Source organism: Janthinobacterium sp. 64, assembly GCF_002813325.1.
In the GTDB taxonomy this organism is placed as follows: Bacteria; Pseudomonadota; Gammaproteobacteria; order Burkholderiales; family Burkholderiaceae_D; genus Janthinobacterium.
Window position 1 is genome coordinate 3,211,201 of sequence record NZ_PHUG01000001.1, and the last position, 14,565, is coordinate 3,225,765.

The 14,565-nt window shown below is 47.2% G+C and carries 12 protein-coding genes; all 12 read right to left on the bottom strand.

All coding sequences use genetic code 11. From position 1 onward, the window contains the following. Window positions 1-38: 38 nt before the first annotated feature. The 12 genes from CLU91_RS14180 to rfbH all read right to left on the bottom strand — a co-directional run bounded on the left by CLU91_RS14180 (window position 39) and on the right by rfbH (window position 14,553). A complete protein-coding gene (locus tag CLU91_RS14180) occupies window positions 39-1,073 on the bottom strand; it encodes an EpsG family protein (protein WP_100874680.1) in 1,035 nt (344 codons plus the stop codon). Then, window positions 1,074-1,958, bottom strand: coding sequence for a glycosyltransferase family 2 protein (locus CLU91_RS27885; RefSeq protein WP_157814697.1), 885 nt, complete (start codon window positions 1,956-1,958; stop codon window positions 1,074-1,076). It lies immediately after the preceding gene. Then, a complete protein-coding gene (locus tag CLU91_RS14190) occupies window positions 1,955-3,061 on the bottom strand; it encodes a glycosyltransferase WbsX family protein (RefSeq protein ID WP_100874682.1) in 1,107 nt (368 codons plus the stop codon). The genes CLU91_RS27885 and CLU91_RS14190 overlap by 4 nt, the downstream gene beginning before the upstream one ends. A gap of 342 nt (window positions 3,062-3,403) precedes the next feature. After that, complete coding sequence (locus CLU91_RS14195) at window positions 3,404-4,426, bottom strand: glycosyltransferase family 2 protein (protein ID WP_157814698.1); 1,023 nt, start codon at window positions 4,424-4,426, stop codon at window positions 3,404-3,406. Between the two features lie 675 nt (window positions 4,427-5,101). Beyond that, window positions 5,102-6,463 (bottom strand): lipopolysaccharide biosynthesis protein, encoded by a 1,362-nt coding sequence (locus CLU91_RS14200; protein WP_100874684.1) that lies wholly within the window; start codon window positions 6,461-6,463, stop codon window positions 5,102-5,104. A 140-nt stretch (window positions 6,464-6,603) separates the two neighbouring features. After that, window positions 6,604-7,653: an NAD-dependent epimerase/dehydratase family protein gene (locus CLU91_RS14205; protein WP_100874685.1), complete on the bottom strand. Its 1,050-nt coding sequence runs from the start codon at window positions 7,651-7,653 to the stop codon at window positions 6,604-6,606. Continuing rightward, window positions 7,650-8,672 carry a 4-hydroxy-2-oxovalerate aldolase gene (dmpG, locus tag CLU91_RS14210; RefSeq protein WP_100874686.1) on the bottom strand — a complete coding sequence of 341 codons (1,023 nt, stop codon included), beginning with the start codon at window positions 8,670-8,672 and terminating at the stop codon, window positions 7,650-7,652. Before dmpG ends, CLU91_RS14205 begins: the two co-directional genes overlap by 4 nt. Continuing rightward, on the bottom strand, window positions 8,665-9,567 hold the full coding sequence (locus tag CLU91_RS14215; RefSeq protein WP_100874687.1) for an acetaldehyde dehydrogenase (acetylating): 903 nt from the start codon (window positions 9,565-9,567) through the stop codon (window positions 8,665-8,667). The genes dmpG and CLU91_RS14215 overlap by 8 nt, the downstream gene beginning before the upstream one ends. A 77-nt stretch (window positions 9,568-9,644) precedes the next feature. Beyond that, window positions 9,645-10,583, bottom strand: coding sequence for an NAD-dependent epimerase/dehydratase family protein (locus tag CLU91_RS14220; protein WP_100874688.1), 939 nt, complete (start codon window positions 10,581-10,583; stop codon window positions 9,645-9,647). Next, window positions 10,580-12,376 carry a thiamine pyrophosphate-binding protein gene (locus CLU91_RS14225; protein ID WP_100874689.1) on the bottom strand — a complete coding sequence of 599 codons (1,797 nt, stop codon included), beginning with the start codon at window positions 12,374-12,376 and terminating at the stop codon, window positions 10,580-10,582. The genes CLU91_RS14220 and CLU91_RS14225 overlap by 4 nt, the downstream gene beginning before the upstream one ends. Beyond that, window positions 12,373-13,215, bottom strand: coding sequence for an HpcH/HpaI aldolase family protein (locus tag CLU91_RS14230; RefSeq protein ID WP_100874690.1), 843 nt, complete (start codon window positions 13,213-13,215; stop codon window positions 12,373-12,375). Before CLU91_RS14230 ends, CLU91_RS14225 begins: the two co-directional genes overlap by 4 nt. 12 nt (window positions 13,216-13,227) lie before the next feature. Beyond that, the gene (gene rfbH / locus CLU91_RS14235) at window positions 13,228-14,553 is read right to left on the bottom strand and encodes a lipopolysaccharide biosynthesis protein RfbH (protein WP_100874691.1); all 1,326 of its coding nucleotides are present in this window, start codon (window positions 14,551-14,553) and stop codon (window positions 13,228-13,230) included. Window positions 14,554-14,565 lie beyond the last annotated feature (12 nt).

A 14,565-nucleotide genomic window follows, 5' to 3' on the forward strand; every position in this document is an offset into this window, starting at 1 on the left:
CTAGTTTTCCTACCAAAACTTTTTAAAATTATGAAAAATCAAAAAAAATCATATGGCGCAAATAACACATTACCTTCCGGTCCCACTAGAAATATTTGTCTCAAAAAGTTAACCACCCCCAAAATACCAATGAGTAACACTAGATATTTTGCCTTTATTGTTATATTTTCTCTTTCAATGGAACTAGAAACAGAAATTGCCAAAAGAAAAACAGCGATTTGAAGTAAGCGCAATCCTGACATGGAAAAATAAGAAATAACAAGAGACAACAACGCGAGCAATATGGAGATACAATAAAGATTAATGCCCCATCTTAATGGCACCTTTGAAATTCTTGCTATAAATATAATTGCAATGGTTTGCACTATAGGAAATAATCCAGAAAAAACAGATGGTCGTGAAATTTCTGAATAATCACTTGCTTTATATTGGAAATATTGAAATATAGCGATCAAACGGGGATCCATGACCACTATACCGATACCTAGCAATAGCAGCAGGATCCCACAGCCGGTAGATATCATTATAATCAGCATGCTGCTATGAATTAAGCCTGGAATTACCGCCATGAGCATACCTAATGTGGGTCGAACCTTTGGAATCAGCAATATGATTACAGATGTCAATGCGAAAGCCATGCCGTAACGCATACCATTAAACGTCGCGTCGACAAACAGAACTGGTAATAGCCCTACACCGAATAAAGGAATGCTCTTATCGATTTTGGCAGCACCAATAGAAAATAATATCCAACAAAAAAGGGCCTGAAACAATGCAAATGTCTGAAATTTTCCTCCGGAATTTTTAATAATCATCTGGATAAAATAAAAAATTGGATCCGTTGTCGATAATTCAAAAATCGAGGTAATACGAAAGGAATCAAAATTATCCCGATACATTTTTGTATCAGTTCCTGCATATCCTCGCAATGCCGCGAATATAAAAGTTGGAAAGAAAATTAATAAATTGACGAAAATTCGAGATTTTAAATCGAAGCGTTTATTAAAAAAAATGGGGATCAGCGGAAAAAATAGACACATACCATAGACTAATCCAGAAGCAACCGAGTCCATTTACCTCGCCCTCGATTGAATTTCATTGATATTGCGCGGTAGATGTGTAATTACATACCAGCTTATCATGCCAAATACCTTAAAAAAATGCAACGTCTTGATAAAATACTGTGCAGAACGTAGCTGACAACGCCGTACGGCCCCAAATTCCATCATGATCTCGGGAGCCACATATGTTCCCATTTTGCACATGGTCCAAGCCTTGGACCAGTGTTTTTCAACGGAATAACTGTTTTCTCCTGCGCCAGGGTAGAAATCCCAACCCACATGAATTGCCGACAATTTGGCCGAAGTCCGGCAAATATAATAATATGGTTTTTGTAAGGATTGATGACCGATGCGAAACTTGAAGTCAGATACGAAAAAATCGTCACGGTATAGCGCCATAGTAGTATCAACTCCAGCAATTATATTTGTACCGATCCTTTCTCCTTTTAGTAAGCGTAATTCTGCCTCATAGCTTTTCTGCAATTTCGGATTTTTTTTCAAATTTCCCAAATCTAAATTCAGTCCCAGTTTACCAATGCAACGATGCATATTCATCTGTTCAACCATCTTTTCCAACCAACATTCACTCCCCAAATCCGGTACGATGATATCTGCATCAGAGAAAGCGTAATATTTCGATTTTGGCCAAGATGAATGTTTTAATGCTAAATTAAAACCTCTAATCCAATTATTTTTCTTATTAAAAATAATTATCCCATTATACTTCGATTCAATATCAGAAAAAGCTGATATTAGTTCCGGAGATTTTGGCGATAAATTATCAATCACAAACAATACATAGGGATGCTTGGTAAATTTAGCAATACTTTCTACAGTCGCAAGTAGAACTTGAACCTGACTGTGGTGCAATAAAACAATGGGAATTGGAGTTTTCATTTTTCTACGCTCCCGGTCTTCAATGCTACCAAAATTTCCTTCAAATAGTTCCGGCCATTTTTTTGATCAGGCTCAACATAATTTCCTTCAGCCCATTCATTCCAGGATTTTAAAAATAGAAATTGTTCTTCCTTTTCACTTCCATAGCGTCTTACAGTATTATCAATAGCGACCTTTAGTACTTTTCCAAAAAGCACTGGCGTGGCATCGGTGAAGACAAGTCCACGACGCCCAGAGCGCGGTGTGTTATCCCAATTGGGAACCACAGAGTTATATGCTGGGAAAGAAAATCTGTTAAGATCTGGTACCATAGCATCTAGCGCATCAACATAACGAATCCTCTTCGGGCCTACATTCAATCCCGTGAGTTGCATTAATTTATGCTTAACTGCCTCAAACCATTGCATTTTACTAAATGAGTCGCGACCGGTAATATTGGTAATAACCCCCGCATCCACACCGCATTCCTGCACAGTTTTGAACTGGCCATTCGGGTTAGGAGACCAAGTACCAATAATGTACAAATCAGGGAAACCGTCTTCCTTGGCTAACTCGCGCAACCGTTCGATATATGGATTATTTTTTGGAATTAATCTTGGTTTGTACACATAAAATACTGGCCTACCTTTGTTCTTAATGTAGCGCGCATCCATAAAATACCGCCGCAATAACTGGTAATGACGCTCAACATCGCCTTCTGGATAAGTCTGTTCGATTAATACTTTTTTTGGAGAACCATGCCAGATTCCAGTCCAAGTTTCATTTGCCCATGCAAGACAAAATGGAAAATCTGGAGTATTTTCTTCTAGCATTTTTTCGCTTGGCGTTTCCAATAAGCGCTTACCGGCAAACCAATAGTGCCAATAACAGAACCCATATACCCCATGCTCCATAGCAAGCGCGGCTTGATCCTGGCGTGTCTTTTGGAGACGTAAATCGTAAAAACCTAGTTCACCTGGAAGGTTTGGTTGATGATGACCGCGGAACAATGGGCGCGCCTTGGCTACGTTATGCCATTCGGTGAACCCGGGCCCCCACCAATTACTATTTTCCTCAATAGGGTGATACTGTGGGAGATAAAAAGCTATAATTTTTACAGACATTTTTTAATTTTTAAAAAGATATATTCAAAACATTAATATGGAAAGATTTACGTGGCCGTTCAGTTCTGGTGAAGATATAAAAATTTATTTTGACTCAATGAGTTTCAATTCGGCAGAAGTTATATGGAAATGCAGGAAATTCTCATTTAATTAAAAAACATCATAACTTAGTATTTTTAAGCTTAAAATGCACCTAAGTCATTGATTCATGGACTAACTAGTAAAAATCCACTTTTAACAACACATATAAAAATTAACAATTTCTTAATTCTATTCATAGAAGACAATAGCAAGCTTTAAAATACAATCCAACTTATTTAATTAAAAAGATACATTAAATTACTAAATTAATTTACATATATATATGTATGATTTTGATAATATTCGCGTAATTTTTAAATATATTTTTGCAATTAAAATTTGTGAATTTATTATATTATAAATTAATAAAATAAAAAATAAATTGCTGCCATACTCTAACTTCAGCATTTTCGTAACTTTTTTATTATCGAAGACACCAAATTTCCCCATTGTATTTTTTCTCAAACCAAAAATCAGCAACGGAATGAAAGACCACAACATACTTTTTTTAAGAAATTTATTAATCTTTTTATTTTTAGTAATTTTTTCATCAATAATTTTATTATAATTAATTGAAAAAACATCTAATATTTCATAATTTCCACTATTGCCGGCCCTAGCTATCAACCAAATATCGTTCGCAATAAAAAAATTACTTCCGTTATTTAAAATTGTTAATTCCCATTCAAGCTGTGATAAAAATGATCCTAAAAATCTATTGTACTTTACACCACCTTCTTGGCTTCTATAAATGTCCATATTCATAACCCAAGAAGATATGAAAGTCAGAAAAATATTTGACTCTACAGCCAACTTGAAATTATTCACGGCAGTGAAACTTTTATCAAAAATCTTTTCCTCAGAAAAAGAAGTCAAGTCACCATCCACCCATTTTGCTGGCAAATAAATCATATCAGGGCGATTTTCCTTGATGAATTTAATTAATGCGGAAATTGCCCCGTTTTTTGGTAAATCATCGTCACCCATGATCCATGCATATTTACCAGCAGCAGCCTCACAGCAAAAAACAATATTTGCATCACCACCACAGTTAATGTCATTATTAACGACATTCAAGCCGGGAAAATTAGAAAGACTTCTCAAATATTCCATAGTCGTGTCAGTGGATGCATTATTGCAAACTAAAATCTCAATATCTTCTTCAGATATTTCAGCTTCTAATATTTGCTTTAAAATCGATTCGAGCAACAATTGCAAGCATTCAACTCTATTATAAGTCGGTATAGCTATCGTTAATAGTGGCGAATTTTTTTTTGTACTCATTACCATTGTTCCATTCTTTTAAATTTTCGAAAACCTCTTGCAAAAAACCCAGAACGCCAGGCCTTGAACACTAGTGATCGTGGCTGTCGACAATTTTTGTTATTGATGCAACCGAAGTCTCATATCAAGCCAATCTACATCATCGTTTCATTCGGTTCATGCACGTGTTCTGCTAATTTGGCTTGTGAAAATAGACAAATGCACGTAAGAACATCGCTTCGTGTGGAATCTGGCTCTACATCGAGAATCCACATAACCGTCTCAACGCAAGATCTATCGTGAGGCGCTCTATCAAGGCCCCGGACTCGGGCAGCCCCGGCACAATCTCACAACCTGGACGCAGCGCTCAGGCAATTTTCGATCAATTTCCAGCAATTTCCAGCAATTTCTACATTGACCACTCTTCGATCCGTATCTCGTCCAAGATGTCCGCCAGCTTTGCCAGTTTCTGTGCGAGCGCGCCAGATTGCTGTCTCATCAATTCCAACGTCAATTTGTATTGAAGCACTTTCCGAATTCGCATTCTCAATAAACACTACATAGTAGTCATGTGCAAGTCGTTGATACCTATCAGCCAATTTGTATTCGGCTAGCAATGGTCACCCTCTGCCTCATTTTGAATTTATTGCAGTCAAAAATTTTAGTTCGCCTGTCTAGTTTCACCAACTTTAAGAGTCACAAGGTTGCACTGATGCGTTTTATTGCCCATTGCCTTCGTTTTCTAAAAAAAATTGTCGTTCCTCCAATCAATCCAATTCCGAGCGCACTTATAGCATAAGCATATACCGCTCCAGCAACACCGTTATGAGGCACCCAAAGAAGTGCAAACAATGCAGTTGATATGCCTGTTATTATCGAAATCATCATAAATGGTTCCTCTTTATGAGCTCTTAAATATGCACCTTGTACTGAAACAACATGATTACCTAACGAAACGAATGCCAATATTAATAATAATGGCAATGGAAGGACTCGGGAAGAAAATGGTGATTTAATCTCCGAAAGATACAAAAAAATCAATCCAAGGCCGATTATTCCACTCAGCAAAAAACAAAATGACTGTAAAAATCCGCGTGCCACAAGCGCATCCAATTCTTTAGTTTTCCCACTAACAACCATTTTTCCATAAGTTGGTACTTTCGTCGAAATCCATGCCATCGCTGCCGCGTTCATAGCAGCTATAATTTGCAAACTCATTCCCATTTTTCCTGCCGCAATTGGACCATGGGTCGCAAATAGCAAAGGATTAAACAACTGAAAAATTAGATAGCCACTCATCCAACTAAGCGCAATTTTCCATTGAAAAGGCCAAATTTCATTGCGCCAATCCATTCCAGGACTATTTTTTGAATATCTTAAAATATCTATAAAAAATGATCGGTATTTATACCATATCCAAATACCACCAACTATAGTTAGCATTATACAATTCACAACAATAGCATAAATACCACCGCCATTCCACAGAACCAACCATGTAACGGTCACCGATGCTAATGATTGCAATAAACGAAGGACAGCAATATCTGATACTTTTCCACAACCTTCCAATATTGCGGCCGCAGCGGTAATAATTAAATTAATAGCCGTGAAGACAACCAAGATAGACCAAGGAATACTGGAATCGAACGAAGATTCCATTACGGCGGATGAATTAAAAAAATATACTCCAACAGGCAATAATATTAAAATAATCAGTAACGCAGCAATACCAAACCAAGTAATAGAAAAGTTTATTAAGGACTGTAGGCGCCGCTTAGATTGCGCATCACCTAGAACCGTTCCATTTTTTTGCCATATTAAATGCGCCATCTCATGGCTAGAAAATTGAATAATTACATAAGTAAGGCCCAATTCCACGAAAATTTGCAAAGCAATTAAACTATTGAATGTGTAATAGTATCCTTGCAATTCTGGCGAAAGAAAATGTGTCACCATAAATATGGTAACTAAACCAGCTGCCACAGACCAAAAACGCCCAAACAACGTAAAAAAAATTGCCTTATCAATCCCAAGCAATACCTTAATTCTATTCACTTATACTCCCGAAACCCAATGTAATATAATAAAAATAGAAGCCTGATTATTTTCTTGAAACCATCTTTAATTCCTCATATTTGATACAACTTCATTTATTTCCAAATAGAATTAGGCATTTTTGAATAGGATGCCCACTGCTACTTTCTTCCGAAATACCAGCTATATGTCTTATTAATCGAGTGTTCCAATGAGCAGGTTTGCGCAACACCAAGTTTTCTTTTCGTATTGGAAATATCAGGATATAAATCGTCGGAAGCTTGCTTCGTCGCAACGGGTTTTCCGATCACGCTTTTGGCTATCGGCGACATCAGGCCAGAAACCAGCTTGGCCAACTCGACATGTGCTATCGGTTGATCGCTGCCGAGATTATATATCTGCCCATCACCGCCATTTACAAGCGCGACCAGTGTCCACCAAGCTGCATCGCTGCCATACAAGTAGCTACGCCGGGCTGAACCATCACCGAGGATGCGGATGTCGGTGCCGCGTATGGCATCGAGCATAAAATTGTTGATCGCCCAAGGACGATCTAGTTCCTGGTATGGCCCGACAAAGGTAAAGGGACGTAGGGTGCTGACAGGCATGCGGAACTGGCTACGATATACGGAGCAAAGGCTTTCTGCAGCACGTTTGGCTTCACGATATACGGTATGCAGCTCACCAGCCTGCATGGGAAAACAGTCCGATTCCGCTAGAGCGCCAGCGCGATTTGGAGTACCGTTTACCAAGCAGGAGCTGACGTTGATCAGACGCTTCAGGCCTGATAACTTGGATGCCGCCTCTAAGGCATGGTCCATGCCATAGATAATAGTTTGGTGCACACGTAAAGGATCCGAGGCATGCACCCTGTTATCCGGGATACCGGCGGCATGCACCACATAATTGGTCCTGGCATCGAATAAAAAGGGAGAGCGCACATCTTGGGAAATCGTGTGAATATCGTTTCTCAGCGCCAGGTGAGGATATTTTTTTGTCCAGTCAGCGACGTTGCGGGCGTATAGATCTAAGGTAATTTCCAAGCCATACTCATCATTCAACGCAGCAACCGTTTCTGCGATCCAGGAGCCCAGAAAGCCGGTCCCACCGGTAATCGCAATATGCTGGTTTTTTAGTTGGTCACGCAAATCACCGCGCACGGATGCCGCTAAAAGACAATCACCGCGCAACTCTTGAAATTGTTCATTCATTGTCCCACCGCTTTCTTTTGAGTCGCCAGTTCTTGCGCCACTTCAAAAATCAGGCTTTCCTGTCCAGCCACGGCATTGCGCTTGCCCAGCGCAAAGAAGATATCGCGCGGATCGACACCGTATTCCTTGGCGGCCCGGTCAACCGGTTTGGCGAAGCCAGAAAACACACCAGCCAAGCCGCTGACGATACTTAGCGAAGAAATCGTCGGAATCACTTTAATGAATTCATCGGCCGCCAGACCGGCCGCATCGAGGATCTTGTACAGGTCGATACCGGTCGCAATGCCAAGGCGCTGGAATACCGCGATCAAGACTTCCAATTGGGCATTACCGGCGCCGGCGCCAAAGCCATAAATACTAGCGTCAATCATCGAGGCACCAGCATTGACTGCCGTCACCGAATTAATCACGCCCATACCCAGATTGTTATGGGCATGGAAGCCAACCGGGATGGATAGCGCATCGACCAGGCGCGAAATACGCTCGGTCACGTCGGATGGAAAATATGCTCCCGCCGAGTCCATGATAATCAAGCCTTCTGCTCCATATGATTCCATTTTCTTGGCTTCTTCCACCAGTACTTCAGGCGTGGCCATATGACTCATCATCAGTACGCCGAATACTTGCTTGCCGGCTTGGCGAACGTAGCCGATATGACGGTCGGTGGTGTCGGCTTCGGTGCAGTGCGAGGCGATGCGGAACACGTCAACACCAGCATCGATGGCCTTTACCAAATCTTTCTTGATAGTACAAAAACCTGGAATCGAATGGATGCCCAGCTTCGAGTCCTTCAGGTTTTCACGCGCCACCGTCAGCATGTCGATGTCACTCAATTTGGCTTCGCCAATCAGCATCGACGATGCACCAAGACCGTTGCCATGACCGACTTCAACGATAGGGACACCGGCGGCTTCAGCGGCACGGCAGTAATTGGCGACATTCTCTGCCGTCAGTTGGTGACGTACTGCGTGATTACCGTCACGCAAGGTCGGGTCAGTGATGAGAACTTTCTTAGTCATTATTTTGCTCCTTGCGCAATGAAATTTCGGCTACCTGTTCCGCAATGGCAATGGCAGCACAATTAATGATATCCAGATTTCCGGCGTACGGCGGCAGATAATCGCCGGCTCCCACCACCTTGATGGTAACAATGACGCGGTTACCATCAACGGTCGGATTGACGATCATTTTATAGCCGGGTACATAGGCATTGATTTTCTTGACCATCGCTTCGACCGAAATGCGGATTTTTTCGATATTTGGATTTTCGATCTGCGCATAAATCGTGGTTTGCATGTCGATCGGCGGACGCGCGGGGTTCAGGATCAAGATCGCCTTGCAGCGGGTAGCGCCCGAAAACTTTTGCAGCGCCTGCTCGGTCGCATCGATATATTCATCAAGATTATGGCGTGTGGCAGGTCCGGCGCTGCGCGAAGAAATACTGGAGGCAACTTCGATGTAAGCGATGTTCGGATGTACCTGGGCAATCGCGTTAGCGATAGGAATCGACGCCTGGCCGCCACAAGTGATCATGTTGATATTGCGTGCGCCACTGTCGAGGGTTTCTTTGGCATTGATGGCAGGGATACACAAGGCGCCAAGCTTTGCCGGAGTCATGTCGATAACCGTCTTTCCAAGCTTCTCGAGAATTGCCCAATGCTCGTGGTGCGCGTGCGCGGAAGTGGCGTCGAACACGATGTCGCAAATGTCCGGGTTTTGCACGATCGCATCGATACCGCGGTCAGAAATATGCACGCCAAGCTCGTTGGCTTTTTGCATGCCTGCCGAGTTGAAGTTACGGCCGGCAAACAAGGTACATTCGAGCCACTCGGAGCGCATGATCTTGACCATCAGGTCGGTGCCAATATTGCCGGTGCCGATAATACCGACCTTCACTTTGCTTTTCTGTGTCATTTCTTTCCGTTCAATTTGATCATCATGATCTATTTTTTAAATCGCAGGCCCTGTCCCTGTATGAGGGACGTTAGTCTCTAATGTGGATCTCGTCCGAGAATGCTGGCAGTTTCCTTCGTGATACAGTCGAGTGACGAATACGCTGGCAGGTAACCCAACTCGGCGGCTTGCCGGTTCAACGAATAGTAGTACGGCTTGGCGCCTGTGGCATTCACCATGGCGGAGGCGGCGCCGACAAATTCGTATTGCAAACCAAATTGCCGTTTCATCGCTTCAAGCAGAGCTGGCTTGTCGACAGGGGCGCGAGTATAACAGTCGATCGGGCCGTTGCGCCGCGGGCCATCCAGGATGCAGTTCACCAGTTGGTGAAAATCTTCCGGGTGCATGAAGTCGCGCACCATGTAGTCAGGAGATGTCTGCAGCACGGTATTCTCTCGGATCGCACGGACGATGTCCGTGATGAAAAATCGTGCCTCCATGTCCTGCGTGCGGCTGAAGCAGTTGAATACGCGGATATCGGTGATAGCCAGCTCCGGCTGGGCGCGGTGGCGGCATTCGGCATGCAGCTTGGCGACCGAGTAATACTCTTGCGGCGTCAGCGCGTTGATCGATATGACCGCCTGGGTCGCGGGCCCAGCCGGCTCCAGAAAGGTGCTGCCATAGGCCGCGCCGCTGGACAGGAAGATATAGCGTCGCTGCGGATGTTGTGCCAGGCCCGCCATCACCATATCGTCGTACTGCTGAGTAATGCTGAAGATCGATGCCCCCATCTTGGCGGCGCGCTGCGGATCGCCAACGCCGACGAAGTTGATCACGGCGTCATGCTCGTGCTGGCCATACGCCTCATAGAGATACAGCGCGCAGCGCTCGGCCAGGCCGAGCTGATCCAACCACCGTTGGGCCGGAGCCAGGTTACGCACATATAATTGCAAGCAAGTATCCTCCTGCCGACTCATCAAGCGTATCAGGTCTTTGGCAATCTGGCTGCTGGCACCAAGGATGGCTACGTACTTCATAGAGCGGCTGCCTGTTCCATTTCCCGTGCCTGGATTTCGGCCGGCAGGTGGGGAAACATGCTGTCGATGCTGCTCGAACGCATGCGTCCGTCCGGCAGCCTGACCGACACCACGGCCGGGATGATTTTCTGGTCGCGCGGAGCGACGATCTCGCACAGTACCGGACCGTCCATCGCCATCACCTGTAACAGCGTGGCCGCCAGGTCTTCCTCGCGGTCGCAGCGCACGAACGGCAGCGCATAGCTGGCCGCCATCGATTCCATACTCGGTATAAATACACCACTGCGGCTGTCAGCGCCGACATAGTGGGCGCCGAGAAAATCGCGCTGGGTATTGCGCATCGATACATAGCCGTCGTTATTGATGACGAACAGTTTCACGTTCAGCCCGAAATGGCTCATCGTCGACAGTTCGTGTACGTTGGTCATCAGGGAGCCATCGCCGGTGACGCAAACGGTCGGACCGGCGGCGCCCGTGGTGGCGGCGCCATTGGCCACCGGCAATGCGAAGCCCATGGCACCCATCGAGCCGGAAGAGATGAAGCGCTGGCCATTTTTGACGCGCAAGGCCTGGCCCATCACATAGAATGCCGAGCCCGCATCGGCAACTACGCAAGCATCGTCGGCCAGCATGCAGCTCAGTTCTTCGGCGAAATAGTAGAAATTGACGGCATCATTGTGCACATGCGCTTCAGCGCTGACCGGGTAGCGTTCTTTCCATGACTGGGTACAAGCACGCCATGCACTCCAGTCGGGCGCAGTCGTGCCGGCCGAAGCGGCCAGCAAGGCGTCAATGAATTCCAGGCTGCCCGCCTGGATTGCGTGACTGACGCCAACTTGCCCACGGGCGATCACGGCCGCGTCGAGTTCGACCTGGATCTTGACGGCGGACGGTGCAAACAGCTCGCTTTCCCAGCCGGTGGTCTGGCCATGCAGACTGCAGCCTATACTGAGGATGACATCAGCGCTCTGCACTGCGAAATTGCCGGCGCGATCGCCTTTCGGTCCCGGATGGCCGACAAACAGGGGGTGGTCGAAATACATCACATCTTTGCCCAGCTGGCTAGTGGCGACAGGAATGCCGAGTTGACCAGCCAATTGTTGCAATTGTGATACGGCATTGGCACAGCGCACGCCGTAGCCGGCTAGAATCAACGGCCGGCGCGCCCCCTGCAGCAAGGCTAACACTTCCGCCACGTTGGCATTTGATGGCGCCAGAGCCAAGGGCTCAGGCACATAACCTGGCAATTCGTCAGGTTCAATCAACGCACCCTGCACGTCCAGCGGCAAGTCCAGCAAAACAGGTCCAGGACGGCCCGATTGCGCCAGGTACAGCGCTTTTTCCAAGTGGTAGCGGATGGTCAAAGGATCCATGACAATCTGTGCGTACTTGGTCACCGAGGCAACGATAGGGACAATATCGACTTCAAACGTGCCGAACTGGCGCAGGCCGGCGATGCCGGAACCCTGGATGGTCTGGGTGCTTTTGCTTTGGCCGGTCAGGAACAGCAGCGGGGTGCTATCCTGCCACGCGCCAGCCAGACCTGTCAGAATATTTGTCGCGCCAGGGCCGCTGGTCGCATAGCACACGCCCAGTTCGCCGCTTCGGCGCGCGTAGCCGTCGGCCGCCATCGCGCTGGCTTGCTCGTGGTGATGGTGGATATAGCCGAGGCCGCCTTCGCGACCGAGAGTATCGACCAGGTGCATCATCATGCCACCATTGAGCAGGAAAACGTGTTTGACGCCTTGCTCCAGCAGGCGCGAGGCAATATAGTCAGCTACTCGAATTTTCATTTCGGGTCCATCATGTCGGGAGTATTGTTAAGCGCCAGGAATATACTGTGTTCCTGGTCAAAAGAAGTAACCGCACGCACCACGGCATCGCGGATGATCGAGGTATCAACCGCGTAGACCAGGAAGTTCGCGCCCAGCGCCAAAGCGGCGGCAATGTCTTGCTGGCTGCGCACCATCATGCCAGCGGCCTTGCCTGCGGCGCGGATACGCTGGATCGAGCTGTCGACTATGGCGGTAACGCGCGGATGGCGCGTATTGCCATCACAGCCAAGCGCCACCGCCAAGTCGTAAATGCCCATGTAGACCACGTCCAGTCCTGGCGTGGCGCAGATGGCATCGATATCGGCCAGCGCGCTTTCGCTTTCGATAATGACGCAAGTCAGTGAGAAATCATTACTCAACTTCCCAGAGCAGTTGTCCGGCGGATTCGCATACTGCGCCGCGCGGGTAAACGGATTGTAGCCGCGCGTGCCGCGCGGCGCATACTTGGCCATTCTGACGACGGTCTCGGCTTCGCCTGCATTGTTGACCTGCGGCGCGACAATGCCATGTGCGCCCAAGTCCAGCGCCCATTGCGCGGCCGACGGATTAACACCAGGTATGCGAACCAGTGGCACACCACCGGCCGCCTCGACCGCGCGGATGCAACCATCGAGACCGCTCACATCAAAAATCCCGTGCTCCATATCGAGGATGGCGAAGTCCATGCCACCAAGGGCAAAGATTTCCACCACCACCGGCGATGGTATGATGGACCACACACCTAGCACCGCCTGACCGGCAGCCAGCTTGGCTTTAAGCACATTGACGGCGGCGGATGGCTTTGCGGGTGTAGACATGGAGATACTTTCTTAGAAGTTAACGCCAAAAAACTCTTCGATCTTGCTGATCGAGAAGTCCATCATTTCCTTGGTCAAGCCGGGGAACACGCCAATCCACAGGGTATCGTGCATGATGCGGTCGGTGTTGGTCAGCTCGCCCGATACGCGGTAATTGCGACCGATCATGTATGGCTGGCGCGTCAAATTGCCAGCAAATAACAGACGCGTACCAATCTTGTTTTGATCGAGGAACGTCAGCAGGTTGACCCGGTCCACATTGGCCTCTGGGCGCAAGGTGATCGGGAAGCCGAACCAGGATGGATCCGAATTCGGTGTCGCCTCAGGCAAGATCAGGAACTCCTCGCAGCTTTTCAGGCCATCTTTCATATAAGCGAAGTTGTCTTTGCGTGCCTGTACAAAGCCAGCCGCGCGGTCCATCTGCGCCAAACCGCATGCCGCTTGCATGTCGGTGATCTTCAGGTTGTAGCCCAGGTGGCTGTAGGTGTACTTGTGGTCATAGCCTTCCGGCAGCGTACCCAGCTTGCAGCAGAAACGCTGACCGCAAGTATTGTCCTTGCCCGGTGCACAGTAGCAGTCGCGGCCCCAATCGCGGAACGATTCGGCAATCGCTTTCAGTTCCGGATTGTTGGTAAACACCGCGCCGCCCTCACCCATGGTGATGTGATGCGCAGGGTAGAAACTCATGGTGCCGATATCGCCGAAGGTACCGCACATCTGGCCGTTATACGTGGCGCCCAAGGCGTCACAGCAATCCTCCACCAGCCACAGATTGTACTTTTTGCACAGTGCGACGATGACTTCCAGGTTGAATGGATTGCCTAAGGTATGGGCCAGCATGATGGCCTTGGTCTTGTCGGTAATGGCCGCTTCGATTTTCGAAGCATCGATATTGTAGGTTCCCAGTTCGACATCGACGAACACAGGTACCGCACCATATTGCAAAATCGGATTGACGGTGGTTGGGAAGCCGGCTGCCACACCGATGACTTCGTCGCCAGGTTGAATCGCGCGCGCGCCCAGTTTTGGCGACGTCAGGGCGGAAAAAGCGACCAGGTTGGCGGACGAACCGGAATTCACCGTGATCAGGAATTCGACGCCAATGAACTTGGCGAGGCGTTTTTCAAACTCATCATTAAAGCGACCCGTCGTCAACCATGCGTCCAGCGACGCTTCGACCATCAGACCCATCTCAGGGGCGCCGACGACTTTGCCGGCCGGAGGAATCACGGTCACGCCAGGCTCGAATGGTTTCGGCACGCTGGCCAGCGCGCCATATTGGGCCACCAGGGCGGCGATCTGGTCGCGGATTTGTTGTTGGGTCAGTTGTTCGCTCATGATACAGCCTTC

Coding starts and splice junctions, on each gene's coding strand:
- CLU91_RS14190 (WP_100874682.1), bottom strand. CDS start 3,061: ATGTCTGTAAAAATTATAGCTTTTTATCTCCCACAGTATCACCCTATT.
- CLU91_RS14180 (WP_100874680.1), bottom strand. CDS start 1,073: ATGGACTCGGTTGCTTCTGGATTAGTCTATGGTATGTGTCTATTTTTT.
- dmpG (WP_100874686.1), bottom strand. CDS start 8,672: ATGACTAAGAAAGTTCTCATCACTGACCCGACCTTGCGTGACGGTAAT.
- CLU91_RS14220 (WP_100874688.1), bottom strand. CDS start 10,583: ATGAAGTACGTAGCCATCCTTGGTGCCAGCAGCCAGATTGCCAAAGAC.
- CLU91_RS27885 (WP_157814697.1), bottom strand. CDS start 1,958: ATGAAAACTCCAATTCCCATTGTTTTATTGCACCACAGTCAGGTTCAA.
- CLU91_RS14205 (WP_100874685.1), bottom strand. CDS start 7,653: ATGAATGAACAATTTCAAGAGTTGCGCGGTGATTGTCTTTTAGCGGCA.
- CLU91_RS14225 (WP_100874689.1), bottom strand. CDS start 12,376: ATGAAAATTCGAGTAGCTGACTATATTGCCTCGCGCCTGCTGGAGCAA.
- rfbH (WP_100874691.1), bottom strand. CDS start 14,553: ATGAGCGAACAACTGACCCAACAACAAATCCGCGACCAGATCGCCGCC.
- CLU91_RS14215 (WP_100874687.1), bottom strand. CDS start 9,567: ATGACACAGAAAAGCAAAGTGAAGGTCGGTATTATCGGCACCGGCAAT.
- CLU91_RS14230 (WP_100874690.1), bottom strand. CDS start 13,215: ATGTCTACACCCGCAAAGCCATCCGCCGCCGTCAATGTGCTTAAAGCC.
- CLU91_RS14195 (WP_157814698.1), bottom strand. CDS start 4,426: ATGAGTACAAAAAAAAATTCGCCACTATTAACGATAGCTATACCGACT.